Genomic DNA, 14,726 nt, shown 5'->3' with positions numbered 1-14,726 from the left:
AGCGGTGTTCTGCTCAAAAAAGCTGCTGGAGCACCGCACCCCGTGTCGATCTACGTCGCATTACACCACGTCACGCACTACAAATACGACCGCCCGATCGATCTGGGACCGCAGACCATCCGTCTGCGGCCGGCGCCGCACACGCGCACGCCGATCCTGAGCTATTCGCTCAAGGTCACGCCGGCCAATCACTTCGTGAACTGGCAGCAGGATCCGCTAGGTAACTGGATCGCGCGTTACGTCTTCCCGGAGAAAACGACCGAGCTGAAGATCGAAGTCGATTTCACGGCACAGATGACCACGGTCAATCCGTTCGACTTCTTCGTCGAACCTTACGCCGACAGCTTTCCGTTCGAATACCCGAAAGACCTCAAGGCCGAGCTGGCGCCGTATCTCGAGATCATCAAGCCCGATCCCGCATTCGCAAAATATCTCGCCTCGATCCCGCGCGAGGCCCCGAATACCGTCAATTTCCTGGTCGATCTGAACAGGGAGCTGCAACAGAAGATCAACTACGTCATTCGCATGGAGCCCGGCGTGCAGACGCCGGAGGAGACGCTCACATCGTGCGCCGGCTCCTGCCGCGACTCCGCCTGGCTGTTGATCCAGACCTTCCGCCATCTTGGCCTCGCCGCGCGCTTCGTGTCCGGCTATCTCATCCAGATCCGCCCCGACATCGATCCGATCGAGGGGCCGCCGGAGGTGGAGAACGACTTCACCGATCTGCACGCCTGGGCCGAGGTCTATCTGCCGGGCGCGGGCTGGATCGGGTTTGATGGGACCTCGGGCATGCTCGCGGGCGAGGGGCACATCCCAGTTGCCGCCACGCCGCATTATCGTTCGGCCGCGCCGATCTCCGGTGGCGCGGGCTTTGCCGAGGTCGAATTCGCCTTCGACATGAGCGTCCGCCGCATCCGCGAGGCGCCGCGCATCACGAAGCCGTTCTCCGACGAATCCTGGACGCGGCTCAACGATCTCGGCGAGCAGGTCGACGGCGATCTCGCTGCGCAGGACGTGCGGCTCACCATGGGCGGCGAGCCGACCTTCGTCTCGGTCGACGATCTCGAAGCGGCGGAGTGGAATACGGAAGCGGTCGGCCCGACCAAGCGCGCGCTCGGCGACGATCTGATCCGCCGTCTGCGCAATCGATTCGCGCCGGGCGGCCTGCTGCATTACGGCCAGGGCAAATGGTATCCCGGCGAAAGCCTGCCGCGCTGGGCCTTTGGCCTGTACTGGCGCAAGGACGGCGTGCCGATCTGGAAGAATGGCGACCTCATCGCCAGGATCGAGAAGCCCAAGCTCGCCGTGACCGAGGACGCCGAAGACTTCATGGAGGGCACGGCGGCACGGCTCGGGCTCGATCCCGGCTATGTCATTCCGGCCTATGAGGACACCGTCTACTGGCTTCAGAAGGAGGCCGATCTTCCCGTCAACGTCGATCCGTCCGACTCCAAATTGTCCAATCCGGAGGAACGCGCGCGCATGGCGCGGGTGTTCGATGAGGGCCTCCGCAAGCCACGCGGTTTCGTGCTGCCGGTGCAGCGCTGGAACGCGCCGCCACGCTGGCGCAGCGAGCGCTGGCAGCTCCGGCGCAATCATCTGTTCCTGATGCCGGGCGATTCGCCGCTCGGCCTGCGCCTGCCGATCGGTTCGCTCGGCTACGTCCCGCCCAGTGAATATCCCTACATCGTCGAGCAGGACCCGCTGGAGGCGCGCGGCAAGCTGCCGGTGTTCACACTCCCGGAGCGCCCGACAGCGTCGCCGCGGGTCGCGCCCGAGAAGCTCAATACGTCCGTCCCCGTCCGCACGGCACTGTCGATCGAGGTCCGCGACGGCGTGATCTGCGCCTTCATGCCGCCGGTCGAGCGTATCGAGGATTATCTCGAGATGATCGCGGCGGTCGAAGCCACCGCCGAGGAGATGCAGCTCCAGGTCCATGTCGAGGGCTATGCGCCGCCGTTCGATCCGCGCATCGAGGTCATCAAGGTGACGCCTGACCCCGGCGTCATCGAGGTCAACGTTCAGCCCGCAAAGAACTGGCGCGAGGCGGTCGACATCACCGTCGGGCTCTATGAGGATGCCGGCAAGATACGCCTCGGCGCCAACCGCTTCCTGGTCGATGGCCGCCACACCGGCACCGGCGGCGGCAACCACGTCGTGGTCGGCGGCTCCAGCCCGCAGGATTCGCCGTTCCTGCGCCGCCCCGATCTTTTGAAGAGCCTGGTGCTGTACTGGCAGCGGCATCCGTCGCTGTCCTATTTCTTCTCCGGCCTGTTCATCGGCCCGACCAGCCAGGCGCCGCGCATCGACGAGGCCCGTCACGACAGCATCTACGAGCTCGAGATCGCACTCTCGCACGTGCCGCCGCCGGGCTATCAGACGCCGCTGTGGCTGGTTGACCGGCTGTTCCGGCATCTGCTGGTCGACATCACCGGCAACACCCACCGCGCCGAGATCTGCATCGACAAGCTCTATTCGCCGGATAGCCCCACCGGCCGGCTCGGCCTGGTCGAATTCCGCGCGCTCGAAATGCCGCCGGATCCGCGGATGTCGCTGGCGCAGCAGCTCCTGATCCGGGCGCTGATCGCAAAATTCTGGCGCGAGCCGCAACAAGGCAAGTTCGTGCGCTGGGGCACCGCGCTGCATGACCGCTTCATGCTGCCGCATTTCATCTGGGAAGATTTTCAGGACGTGCTCTCCGAGCTCAAGAGCTCGGGCTATCCGTTCGAGCCGGAATGGTATCTGGCCCAGCTCGAATTCCGCTTCCCCGCCTTCGGCCGCATCCATCATGGCGGCGTGACGCTGGAGCTGCGCCAGGCATTGGAGCCTTGGCACGTGCTGGGCGAGGAGGGCTCGGCCGGCGGCACGGTGCGCTATGTCGACTCGTCCGTCGAACGGCTCCAGGTCAAGGCCGACGGCTTCGTCGAGGGCCGCCATGTCGTGACCTGCAACGGCCGCCGCCTGCCGATGACGTCGACCGGACGCTCGGGGGAGGCCGTGGCGGGTGTCCGCTTCAAGGCCTGGCAGCCGGCCTCCGGCCTGCACCCGACCATTCCGGTCCATGCGCCGCTGACGTTTGACCTGATCGATACCTGGAACGGCCGCTCGCTCGGCGGCTGCGTCTATCACGTCGCCCATCCCGGCGGCCGCAGCTACGACACCAAGCCGGTCAACACCTACGAGGCCGAGGCGCGGCGGCTGGCGCGCTTCCAGGACCACGGCCATACGCCGGGCCCCATGCAGCCCCCGCCCGAGGAACGCACAAATGAATTCCCGCTGACCCTCGACTTGCGGACACCGCTCCTGCAATGAGTATGATGGTGGGGCAGGGAGAGGCGCATGGGCGAGGGCGCAGCCGAACAGGACAAGGCGGGTAAGGCGCAAGGTCAGCGAGAAGGTCAGCGCCGCCTCGCGCAATGGGTCCGCGACTATCGCCGCCTGCCCGGCATCCCCGACGAGTTTCTGGGGCCCGACGGCGCCCCGCGCGCGGTCTGGAGCCGCTTCTTCGATGCCTTCGGCACGCTGGCGCCCGACGAGGTCGAGCGGCGCTTCGGCATGGCCGACCGCCATCTCCGCGAGGCCGGCGTCACCTACCGCGCGCCCGGCGACAGCGCCGACCGGCCGTGGTCGCTCAGCCATCTGCCGCTGCTGATCGACGAGGCCGACTGGAAGCAGCTCTCCGCCGGCATCACCCAGCGCGCCGAGCTTTTGGAGCTCGTGCTGCGCGACATCTATGGCGAAGGCCGGCTGGTCGCGGAAGGTGCGCTGCCGGCCGGCGCGATTGCCGGCAGTCCCGAATACCTCCGTCCCGTCTGCGGCGTGCCGCCGCCGGGCGGGCGCTACCTCTCGCTCTATGCTGCCGATGTCGGCCGTGGGCCCGACGGCCGCTGGTGGGTGCTGGGCGACCGCACGCAGGCGCCGTCAGGCGCGGGCTATGCGCTGGAGAACCGCCTGGTACTGTCGCGCGCCTTCTCCGATCTCTACAAGTCGATGAATGTGCCGCGCGTCGCGCCGTTCTTCGAGGCGTTTCGCGATAGCCTTCGCGCGCGTGCCGATCGCGACGAGCCGCGGATCGGCGTGCTCTCGCCCGGCAGTTTCAGCGAAACCTATTTCGAGCACGCAACGCTGGCGCGCTATCTCGGCTTCCTCCTGGTCGAGGGCGACGATCTCGCCGTCAGCGACAATCGCATCCACATTCGCACCGTCGCGGGGCTGAAGCGGCTCGACGTATTGCTCCGCCGTGTCGATTCCAACTCGCTCGATCCGCTCGAGCTCGATGCCTCCTCGCATCTCGGCGTGCCCGGCCTGATCGATGTGCTGCGCAAGGACGGCATCGTCGTTGCCAACATGCCGGGCTCCGGTGTGCTGGAGGCGAGGGCGCTGCTCGGCTTCCTGCCGGCCTTGAGCCGTCGCCTGCTCGGCGAAGAGCTGAAGATGCCGCACATCGCGACCTGGTGGTGCGGCCAGCGATCGGCGCGCGACGAGGTGCTGTCGCGGCTCGACGAGGTCGCGATCGAAGGTGCCTACCGCCGCGGCGTGCCCGGCTTCGACAGCAACGGCCCGGTGCTGGCGAGCGGGCTCGATGCCGCCGGCCGTCAGCGGCTGGTCGATGCCATCAGCGCCCGCGGCATGGATTATGTCGGCCAGGAGGTGGTGCGCTTGTCCACCATGCCGGTGTGGGAGCAGGGGCAGATCATGCCGCGCCCCTTCGTGCTGCGCGTGTTTGCGGCCGCGACGCCGGACGGCTGGGCCATAATGCCCGGCGGGTTCTGCCGGATCGCCGAGCAGGCGGATGCGCGCGCGGTGTCGATGGGGGACGGCGCGCGTGCCGCCGACGTCTGGGTGGTCTCGGACAAGAAGGTCTCGACCGCATCGCTGCTGCCGGCGACCGACAAGGTCCGCATTCGCCGCATCGCCGGTGTGCTGCCGAGCCGCGCCGCCGACAATCTGTTCTGGCTTGGCCGCTATCTCGAACGCGCGGAAGCGACGCTGCGGCTGGTGCGCGCGCTGGGCTCGCCAAGCGGGCCCAACAAGGGCACTGCGGCCTCGCTGCAATCGTCCGAACGGATTCAGCGCCTGCTGGTGACCTGGGGCGCGATCTCGCCGACCTCGCGCACGGCGCCGGGGCGCATCGTCGCCGAAGCCCTGCAGAGCGAGGCGCGTTTCGGCTCGGCGCTGTCTCTGGTGCGCTCGGCGCAGCGCACCGCAACCTCCTTGCGCGAGCGGCTATCGCCCGATGCCTGGCAGGTCATTACCGAGATGGCCGATCGGCTCTCCTACGAGGTCGAGGACGACGACAGCGTGCTGAGCGCGGCCGAGCTGACCCTGCAGGAGCTTGCGAGCTTTGCGGGCCTTGCGCAGGAGAACATGAACCGCGCGGCCGGCTGGCGCTTCCTCGATATCGGCCGCCGCACCGAGCGCGCCATCAACACCGCGCGTTTTGCCCGGCAGTTTGCCTATGACGAGGCCGGCGACGAGGACCTCGACATCCTGCTGACGCTGGTGGATTCCCAGATCACCTATCGCTCGCGCTATCTGCTGGCGCCGATCCTGGCGCCGGTGCGCGACCTCGCCGTGCTCGACCCCTACAATCCGCGGTCGGTGGCGTTCCAGGTGACGACGCTGAACGAGCATATTGAGGCACTGCCGAGCCTGAAGGAGCACGGCCTGATCGAGCAGCCGCAGCGGCTTGCGGTGGCGGTGCAGTCCATGCTGGCGACCGCCGAAGCCGAGAAGCTCGAGGTCAAGACTTTGTTCGCGCTGGAGCAGGATCTGCTCAGCCTCGCCGAAGCGATCGGGTTGCATTATTTCCCGCACGGCACCAATGCGAGCCGGCCGGAAAAGCTGACGGGGCTGGCGTGATCTACGACATCCGGCACGTCACGACTTACGAGTACGAGAGCCCGGTCAGCTTCGCCCGCTGCACGCTGCGGCTTGAGCCGAGGGACGGCAACGGCCAGGAGCTGATCTCGCACAAGATCGAGATCCGTCCGCGTCCGTCCGAGCGCCACGTCCGCCGCGACTTCTTCGGCACGCTGACCGAGAGCATCGTGATCGAGGCCGCGCATCGCAATTTACGCATCGACTCGCGCTCGCGCGTCTCCGTCGCGCGGAAGCCGCCGGCGCGCGATGCCGCGAGCCCATCCTGGGAGAGCATCCGCGACCTCGCGTTTGAAGCGACAAGCCTCGGGCCGTCCTCGCCGGTCGGTTATGTCTTTGCGAGCCCGCTGGTGCCGGTGCTGCGTCCCGTCAGTGCCTATGCTGCCGAGAGCTTCGTGCCTGAAAAGGGCATCCTCGCCGGCGCGGTCGATCTCATGCATCGCATCCGCACCGGGTTTCGCTACGACCCCAAGGCGACGGCGATCTCGACGCCGCTCGACGAGGTCTTCGACAAGCGCCACGGCGTCTGCCAGGATTTTGCCCATGTGATGATCGCGGGGCTGCGCGGGCTCGGCCTGCCTGCCGCCTATGTCAGCGGCTACTTACGCACCATTCCGCCGGCAGGACAGCCGCGCTTGCAGGGAGCGGATGCCACGCACGCCTGGGTGTCGCTGTGGTGCGGCGCGGAGCTCGGCTGGGTCGATTTCGATCCGACCAACGATCTCCTGGTCGCCAATGACCACATCGTGCTGGCGGTCGGTCGCGACTTCTCCGATGTGTCCCCCGTGGACGGCATCATCGTCGGCTCCCCGAAGCAGAAGCTCGGCGTCGCCGTGGACGTGCAGCTCGTGGACTGATTGCGGTTTTGCCCGTCCGGCGACGCCCGCCAGGGATGTGTCGAGCATTCACCGCAACCGCGATATCGCGGAGCACAACTGCAACATATTTCCGTGTTTTCACTCCCGGGTTTGGCCAGTCGCCCCAGATTGGGCTATGCTGAGCCTGCGTCGAGGGCGAGTATGAGGCGTCAGGAGGCTAGCGTGGGACACCACCGACGGACGGGGCTGCATCCATGATGACGTTACCGCGACTGGCAGCTGAATCCCTGGAGAAGCTGCTGGGCACGTTCATGCGGCGTCGGTATGACGAGAGCGCTGCGAGTATAGTCGAGAGCGCAACCCGCACGGCGATGGAATGCATCGGCAACAGCGATGCACTTTACCATAACATCGAGCATACGATGCTGGTGACGCTGGCGGGCCATTCCATCCTCAGCGGCCGAAGCCTCCATACCCACCTGACGGCCGAGGACTACGTTCACGTCCTGATCGCCTGCCTCGCCCACGATATCGGCTATGTGCGCGGCCTGTTCGAGGAGGATGACATCGACGGCTTCGTGATCGATGCTGCCGACACCAAGATCTCGTTGCCGCGCGGTGCGTCGGACGCCAGCTTGATGACGTATCACGTCGACCGCTCGAAGCTCTATGTGACGCGGCGGTTGCGGCACATTCCGGGGCTTGATCCTGAACGCATCGCCCGCGCCATCGAGGGGACGCGCTTCCCGGCCCGCGAGGGCCAGGAATACGACGACGAGGCGTCGATCCTGCGCGCCGCCGACTTCATCGGGCAGCTCGGCGATCCCAACTATCTGCGCAAGGCCAATGCACTCTATTACGAGTTCGAGGAGGTCGGCATGAACCGCCAACTCGGCTACGACTCGCCCGCCGACATCGTGAACCGCTATCCGCAATTCTATTGGAACAGCGTCGCGCCGCACATCCAGACCGAGATCGGCTATCTCAACAAGACCGAGATCGGCCGGCAGTGGATCGCCAATCTCTACAGCAACGTGTTCCGGGCCGAACGCGAGATATCGCTATCCGGACCGCAGAAGTAGGGCTCTTGTAGCCCGCATGGAGCGAAGCGGAAAGCGCCGCCGCCGGCGCTTCTGAATCCTGAGCGGCCAAAGCCTGATTTTCGCGATCGCAGGAACTTTTCGCTGTCGCCGTCGTCCAATCCTGAGCTGCGCGTTGAGGTGCCAGGGAGATGACCATGACCGAGGACAAGAAGCCGGGCGGACCCGACCTGACCAGGGGCGTGTCGTTGCGCGAGTTCAAGGATGGTAAGCTGCTCGGGCATGTCGGCGAGGAGGACGTCCTGCTGGTGCACGCCGCCGGCGATGTGTTTGCAATCGAGCCCGAATGCGGCCATTGGCATGGTCCGCTGGCCGAAGGGCTGGTGGTCGGCGACACTATCCGCTGTCCCTGGCATCACGCCTGCTTCTCACTTCGCACCGGCGAGGCGACGCGTGCGCCGGCACTCAATACGCTGACAGTGTGGGAGGTGACGCGCGATCAGGACAGGATCATGGTCCAGCGCAAGCGCGACATGCCGAAGCCTTCGGCGTCCCACCGCACCGCGCCAACTCCGGAAAAATTCGTTATCGTCGGCGGCGGCGGGGCCGGTTTTGCGGCGGCCGAGATGCTCCGGCGCGAGGGTTTTGCCGGCAGCATCACGATGCTCAGCAGTGACGGCGCGATGCCGGCCGACCGGCCGAACCTGTCCAAGGACTATCTCGCCGGCAATGCGCCGGAAGAATATCTGCCGTTGCGCCCCGAGGACTACTATGGGGATGCCAGCATCGATCTCCGGCTCAACACCAACGTCTCGGCGATCGATCCGAAGACGCGCAGCGTGACGCTCGGCAATGGCGACAAGCTGCCGTTCGACCGCCTGCTGCTCGCGACCGGCGCGGAGCCGGTCAAGCTCCAGATCCCGGGCGCCGATCAGCCGCATGTCCACACCTTGCGCTCCGTGGCCGACAGCCGTGCCGTCATCAAGGCGGCGGGCAGCGCGAAGCGCGTGCTCGTGATCGGCGCGAGCTTCATCGGCCTCGAGGTCGCGGCGTCGCTTCGTGCGCGCAAGCTCGAGGTCCATGTGGTCGCGCCGGAGGAGCGGCCGATGCAGAAGGTGCTCGGTCCCGAGATGGGCGACTTCATCCGCAAGATTCACGAGGAGAACGGCGGAAGCTTCCACCTCAAGGACACCGTGGAGAAAATCGACGGTACCCGCGCCACGCTGAAGAGCGGCGCCGTGATCGAGGCCGACCTCGTCGTGGTCGGCATCGGCGTCAAGCCGCGCCTTGCGCTGGCAGAGCACGCAGGGCTCGCAGCCGATCGGGGCGTCAGCGTGAGCGAATATCTGGAGACCAGCGTCGCCGGAATCTTCGCCGCCGGCGATATCGCGCGCTGGCCCGATCCGCATTCGCGGCAAACCATCCGCGTCGAGCACTGGGTGGTGGCGGAGCGGCAGGGCCAGACCGCGGCGCGCAACATGATGGGCAAGCGCGAGCGCTTCGACGCCGTGCCGTTCTTCTGGAGCCAGCATTTTGACGTCGTCATCAATTATCTGGGCCACGCCGACAGCTACGACCACATTGAGATCGACGGCAGCATCTCCAAACGGGATTGCATGCTGCGATATATCAAGGCCGGCCGCGTGCTGGCCGTCGCCTCGATCAACCGCGATCTCGACAATCTCAAGGCCGAGCTCGAGATGGAGCGGGCGCGCGGGTGAGGCGCCGCATTTGAGGTTGATTTACCTCAATGTTGGCTCCCGCAGGGGCCGCTCGGCTGGCTGTCGTCCCGGCGCGATCGGTGCTATCCTGCGCTGTGCGCTGGGGCTTCACATGCAGGAGTGGCCGTCATGACAAGCGCTTCGGATACCTCTCCCAACCTCGGCCTGGGCTCGGGCATTGCCGCGCTGCACGCCAAATGGGGCTGGATCGTCGCCCTCGGTGTCGTCTATCTCGTCACAGGCTTCGTCGCGCTCGGCAGCATGGTGATGGCGACGGTCGCAAGCGTGATCGTGGTCGGCGCCATGATGGTCGTCGCAGGGTTCACCGAGGTGATCGGCGCCTTCCAGATGAAGAGCTGGGGCAAGTTCGTGCTCTGGGCCTTGCTCGGCGCGCTCTATATCATCGCGGGCTTCCTGACTTTCGAGAACCCGTTGTTTGCAGCAGCGCTGCTGACCCTGTTCCTCGGCGCCTCGCTATTGGCCTCGGGCGCGGTGCGGCTGTTTCTCGCCTTCAGCATGAAGCGCGAAAGCCCGTGGGTCTGGGTGGCGCTGTCGGCCATCATCACGCTGCTGCTCGGGCTGTTGATCCTGGCACGCTGGCCGGTCAACAGCGTCTATATCCTCGGCCTGTTCCTCGGCATCGATCTGATCATGGCCGGTGCCGGCTGGATCAGTCTGGGCCTCAGCCTGCGGCGGCGTCACTAGCTCGTCAGCAACTCGACGCGAGAACACCATGGCGCAGGCCTCCAGCCTGAAGAGCGCGGCGCTGTCGCTGCTCTTGCGCGGCATCACGCTCAACACCACGCCGCAGGATTTCCGCCCGATCAAGGACGGCTATATGCTCCAGTTCGACCGCAACGACTGGATCGTGGCGAGCGAGCTGCTGCGCGGGACATCAGGGGTGGAATCGTAGGGTGGGCAAAGGCGCGCGCTCTTCGCGCGCCGTGCCCACCATTCTATCCGCGCGCCGTGCTGGCATGGTGGGCACGCTTCGCTTTGCCCACCCTACGATACTTCGCGGGAGGTGAGGGGCGGCGTGGGTGAAGGACTCTCTCCTCTCGCTCGGAATCGTAGGGTGGGCAAAGGCGCGCGCTCTTCGCGCCGTGCTGCTTACCTACCCCACGGCCCGAACCTAAAATTCACGCCCGCCATGACGGTATCGATCCGGCGGCTAACGCGAATAGGCTCGATGAAACCAAACGCATCTTGCGTGTTCAGCGTCTGCGTACCGAAATCCATGTGATTGTATTCCACGAATACCGACCAGTTCGGCGCAAAGAGATATTCGAGACCGCCTCCGATGTCCCAACCTGACCGTGTCTCCGCACCCGAGTTATTTGAGACACCCATTCCGGTGATCGTGTAGTCAAGTTTTGCATGGGTCCAAGCAGCGCCGCCCTTGACATAGATGAGGGCCTGCGGGAGCACGGCATAGCCGACGCGCAAGGTCGCAGTCGTAATCCAGGACGTCTTTGCGCTGAGGTCGAAAACGTTCGGGAATTGGGGATCGGCGGCTCCAGGCACCACATGGTTGCTGCCGCGAAGGTCAGCAGCTTCAAACATGCCTTGGGCGCCGATCACCCATGATCCAACCTGGTAATCGCAACCCACCTGACCGCCGCCGAGCACGCCGGAATTGCGCTCTGACCCTAAGTCGAAGTTTGGCAGCCGATGGGGATTGACGTTGGTATAGTCTTGGCGGTCCCAGCCTCCGCCGACATTTCCGCCGATGTAGCAGCCACTCCAAACGGAAATTGGAGCCGGCGCCATCGGTGCCTTGGTGTAAGCCCGCGTGCCAAGATCGGCGCTCTGGGCCGCCGTGGCGGATACCGCGAGTGCAACCAGCGCAATACCGCTGAAATTCCGAATAGACATGCAGCCTCCATTCATCAAAAACGGCTCGAAGTAAAAATCCAGCTATTGGATATACCAGCGCCCACCGAGCGCGCGTCTTTTCATCTTCCCATCAGGAGACGTATTTGAAACTCTGTTGCTGCGTTGTTACACGGCCCGGGGCGTCACTCAGCGGACTTTTCGGACATCTGTCGAGCCGACGACATATGGGCTGCGCTTGGCCCCAAGCCTAACGGCCCATGGTGCGTTGTCCTGTCGGCTAATCGCAACAAACCGGAAATCCGCATCGTGATGTCCATGATAACCCTCCGCGAGATAACCGCTGCAACCGTGCGGGTGATTTGCGCCTTGGAAACGAGCGAGGAGCAGAAGCGCTTTGTCGCCCCCAACGCACTCTCAATAGCGCAAGCATATTTCGAGCCGCGAGCCATCTTCAGGGCAGTCTACGCAGACGAAGTGCCGGTTGGCTTCGTGATGTGGAAGCCAGCCGATGAGACGGAAGTTGCCTATCTTTGGCGGTTGATGATCGACCATAACCACCAAAAGATGGGCTACGCAAAACAGGCGATTACGCAGCTGATCAATCTTCTCCGCGATGCCAGCTACCGACGAATGCAGACGAGCGTCGTGCTCGGCGATGGCGGTCCGCTAGACTTCTATCGTTCGATCGGATTCGTTGAGACTGATGCGATGCTCGCAAACGGAGAGCGGGTTCTAACGCGCAGCTTGTAGAATTCCGTACGAGTCCGCAGCCGCTTCATCCGCATCGGCGACGGTCCGGACCACCTCGCCGCAATCGGCAAGGAGCTGATCAAAGCGCGGCGGGGTGATATGCAGATGTCCCGAAGTTCCGCGCCATTGCCGTTCTCACGGGCGTTGCGCGATGAGCCCTCACCGCTGAGCACGTAAGACTCCGGGGATCAAGACTCATCGCTCCAGGTGTCATGTTGCTGACTCATTCCCTGTCTTAGACAGCGATAACGAAAGTCGATGCGGAACCGCTCAGGTTCTCGCAACGGTTCCGCAAGCCAGGGGTGGCACGAATCCGCAAGAGACTGGCGCAAGTCGAAAAACGCTGACGCGTTCGCTTGGCCATGTTCCGCGGCATCGGGAACCGCACGAAAAATCAAAGGAGATATAATGGTGTTCCGCTCGAGCGCCGCAATTTGCGGCGCCCTGGTTGCGCTTGCCGTTTCTGTGACCGTTGCCCGCAGTGAAACAAGTGGGGTTCATTCAAGCACCGTCGTCGATGCCGCCCGTGGAAATGTGATCGTTGGCGCAGCATCGACATATAATCCGTTCAAGCCTGGCAAGGAGGAGGGTGGCCCGAGAACGGCCTCCGGCGAGCGTTATGATCCCTCAGTCTGGACAGCCGCCATCAAGACGGGCTTGCGTCAGAAATTTGGCGGGGTTCAGTTCGGCGCAAGACCGAAATTTGCACTCGTCGAGGCCGTCGGCAAGAAGGTCATCGTCAAGATCAATGACGTGGGGCCGCTCAGGCCCGGCCGCATCATCGATCTCAACGAGCGGACGATGCGCCATTTCGACCCGAGCATGGAGCTTGGAGTCCTTCCTCACGTCACAGTCAGGCCGCTGTCCGGCGACGATTGGACTCCTGGGCCGGTCGGCTGAACGTTGTAGCCGAAGGAGACGCAGCACAACGGGTTGGAATCATGCCGCCGTGGGCTTTGCTTTCTTTGAGACCGTTGCTCTGCGTCGCCCATTGCAGGCCGCAGCATGCCGATGGATGATGAGGCATGGCAAGCCGGCAACCCACCCTCATCGTTTTCGGCGGCCTTCCCGGCACCGGGAAGACCACGCTCTCACGCGAGCTGACGAGACGGTTTGCAGCGAGCTACATCCGCGTCGATGCGATCGAGCAGACGCTGCGCGCGGCGGGCCATGATGTCGGCCCGATGGGCTACGTCATCGCCAATGCACTGGCGGCCGAGAACCTGCGGCTCGGCCGCGTGGTTGTCGCGGATTGCGTCAATCCGGTGCCGGCGAGCCGTGATGGTTGGCGGCAAACGGCCATGCAAGCATCAGCGCGCATCGCCGAGATCGAAGTGATCTGCAGCGATGTGGCTCTGCACCGGCAGCGCGCCGAAGCGCGCACGTCCGACATCGCCGGCCTCAAACAGCCGAGCTGGCAGGACATCGTCGGCCGGCATTATGAACCGTGGGATCGCGACCATCTGGTGCTCGATACCGCAAATGATTCGATCGATCATCTGCTCGAGCGGGCGGAGACCTATGTTCGCGATGGAATCGGGTGATCTGGTTCCGCGCGCGACATTTTGTCCGCGCCAACCCCGTCATCATCTGTTCAAAATCCGTTGCTAGTCTCCCACGTGACGATTGGTTCGCCGGATGTACGCGGACTGCATCGCAAGCCTCGGCCCTCGTGCCGGGGCTTTTCGTTTGGACGCACATCAGCGCGACTAGCCGCGCTTTCTTCGCGCTTCGTTGTAGCGGAGCGCGTCGACGATCACCTTGAATGCAGCCGAGTTCTGCCGTGAGGTCGGATAATAGATGTAATAGCCGTCGAATTTCGGCGACCAGTCGTCGAGCACGATGACGAGCTCGCCGGACCGGACGTGCCGCGTCACCATATCTTCGGGAAGATAGGCGATGCCGAAGCCTTTGACGGCGGCTTCGATCATGGCGCGGGAGTCGTTGAAGGTCAGTTGCCCCTCGACCCGTACCCGGAGGTCGGGACCGTTCTTGGCGAACTCCCATACATAATGACCGCCGGCCGCCGCGCGCCGCTTGATGCAGACATGCTTCAGGAGGTCCTGCGGATGCTTCGGCTTCGGATGCTCCTTCAGATAGGCGGGCGAGGCGACCGCGACGAGCCGCCAGTCCGGACCGATGCGCACCGCGATCATGTCCTTCTCGACGCTCTCGCCGAGGCGGATGCCGGCATCGAAGCCGTCCTCGACGATGTTGCGGAAGGCCGTGTCGAGGCTGAACTCGACTTTGATGTCGGGATATTTCGTCAGGACTGGCACCAGCTTCGGCCAGACGGCTTTTTCCAGGGCATGGTCCGAGAGCGTAATCCGGATAGTGCCCGACGGCTTGTCGCGCAGGGACATCAGTGCGGCGATATCGCGTTCGATCTCCTCGATGCGCGGCGCAACCGATTGCTGGAGCCGCTCGCCGGCCTCGGTCAGGCCGACGCTTCGGGTCGTGCGCGTCAACAGCCGCAGGCCCATCTGCGATTCCAGGCGCTTGATCGTGTGGCTCAGCGTCGACTGCACGACGCCCAGTTTCGCGGCGGCCTTCGTGAAGCTGCGCTCGCGGGCGACAGCCACGAAAGCCAGCAGATCGTTGAAATCCTGAGCCGCCATGGGCCGCCACTATTCATGGCTCACATCGATTAATGCAAGCAAATTATATCGGCTAATCGAATG

12 protein-coding genes are annotated in these 14,726 nt (G+C 64.5%); 10 read left to right on the top strand and 2 right to left on the bottom strand.

Going from position 1 to position 14,726, the window contains the following annotated elements; translation table 11 throughout:
- The first annotated feature begins 42 nt into the window (after positions 1 to 42).
- The 7 genes from ABIC09_RS03715 (at position 43) to ABIC09_RS03685 (ending at position 10,372) form a co-directional block, all read left to right on the top strand.
- On the top strand, positions 43 to 3,312 hold the full coding sequence (locus ABIC09_RS03715) for a transglutaminase family protein (protein WP_354108425.1): 3,270 nt from the start codon (positions 43 to 45) through the stop codon (positions 3,310 to 3,312).
- 27 nt (positions 3,313 to 3,339) lie between these two features.
- Entirely contained in the window at positions 3,340 to 5,862 is a 2,523-nt protein-coding gene (locus tag ABIC09_RS03710; protein ID WP_354108424.1) for a circularly permuted type 2 ATP-grasp protein, read from the top strand.
- A complete protein-coding gene (locus ABIC09_RS03705) occupies positions 5,859 to 6,737 on the top strand; it encodes a transglutaminase family protein (RefSeq protein WP_354108423.1) in 879 nt (292 codons plus the stop codon). The genes ABIC09_RS03710 and ABIC09_RS03705 overlap by 4 nt, the downstream gene beginning before the upstream one ends.
- A gap of 215 nt (positions 6,738 to 6,952) precedes the next feature.
- Positions 6,953 to 7,780, top strand: coding sequence for a 3',5'-cyclic nucleotide phosphodiesterase (locus tag ABIC09_RS03700; RefSeq protein WP_148752115.1), 828 nt, complete (start codon positions 6,953 to 6,955; stop codon positions 7,778 to 7,780).
- Positions 7,781 to 7,935: 155 nt separating this feature from the next.
- The gene (locus ABIC09_RS03695) at positions 7,936 to 9,459 is read left to right on the top strand and encodes an FAD-dependent oxidoreductase (protein ID WP_354108422.1); all 1,524 of its coding nucleotides are present in this window, start codon (positions 7,936 to 7,938) and stop codon (positions 9,457 to 9,459) included.
- Between the two features lie 129 nt (positions 9,460 to 9,588).
- The gene (locus ABIC09_RS03690; RefSeq protein ID WP_354108421.1) at positions 9,589 to 10,164 is read left to right on the top strand and encodes an HdeD family acid-resistance protein; all 576 of its coding nucleotides are present in this window, start codon (positions 9,589 to 9,591) and stop codon (positions 10,162 to 10,164) included.
- Between the two features lie 28 nt (positions 10,165 to 10,192).
- Positions 10,193 to 10,372, top strand: a complete 180-nt coding sequence (locus tag ABIC09_RS03685; protein WP_502917637.1) for a hypothetical protein — start codon at positions 10,193 to 10,195, stop codon at positions 10,370 to 10,372.
- Between the two features lie 197 nt (positions 10,373 to 10,569).
- Here ABIC09_RS03685 and ABIC09_RS03680 read toward each other — a convergent pair whose 3' ends face one another.
- On the bottom strand, positions 10,570 to 11,334 hold the full coding sequence (locus ABIC09_RS03680) for an outer membrane protein (protein ID WP_354108420.1): 765 nt from the start codon (positions 11,332 to 11,334) through the stop codon (positions 10,570 to 10,572).
- Positions 11,335 to 11,604: 270 nt separating this feature from the next.
- On the opposite strand from ABIC09_RS03680, the gene ABIC09_RS03675 reads away from it, so the two are divergent.
- From ABIC09_RS03675 to ABIC09_RS03665, 3 genes are all read left to right on the top strand, one after another.
- Complete coding sequence (locus tag ABIC09_RS03675; RefSeq protein WP_354084423.1) at positions 11,605 to 12,045, top strand: GNAT family N-acetyltransferase; 441 nt, start codon at positions 11,605 to 11,607, stop codon at positions 12,043 to 12,045.
- 408 nt (positions 12,046 to 12,453) lie between these two features.
- Entirely contained in the window at positions 12,454 to 12,945 is a 492-nt protein-coding gene (locus ABIC09_RS03670; protein WP_354108419.1) for a septal ring lytic transglycosylase RlpA family protein, read from the top strand.
- A gap of 125 nt (positions 12,946 to 13,070) precedes the next feature.
- Positions 13,071 to 13,589, top strand: a complete 519-nt coding sequence (locus tag ABIC09_RS03665) for a P-loop nucleotide/nucleoside kinase family protein (protein WP_354108418.1) — start codon at positions 13,071 to 13,073, stop codon at positions 13,587 to 13,589.
- Between the two features lie 165 nt (positions 13,590 to 13,754).
- On the opposite strand, the gene ABIC09_RS03660 is transcribed toward ABIC09_RS03665, so the two are convergent.
- Positions 13,755 to 14,663 (bottom strand): LysR family transcriptional regulator, encoded by a 909-nt coding sequence (locus ABIC09_RS03660; RefSeq protein WP_354031831.1) that lies wholly within the window; start codon positions 14,661 to 14,663, stop codon positions 13,755 to 13,757.
- Positions 14,664 to 14,726 lie beyond the last annotated feature (63 nt).

This window comes from Bradyrhizobium sp. S3.12.5 (assembly GCF_040548225.1).
In the GTDB taxonomy this organism is placed as follows: Bacteria; Pseudomonadota; Alphaproteobacteria; order Rhizobiales; family Xanthobacteraceae; genus Bradyrhizobium; species Bradyrhizobium cytisi.
The sequence above is the reverse complement of the archived record's forward strand: the minus strand, read 5'-3'. Positions and strand labels throughout refer to the sequence as shown.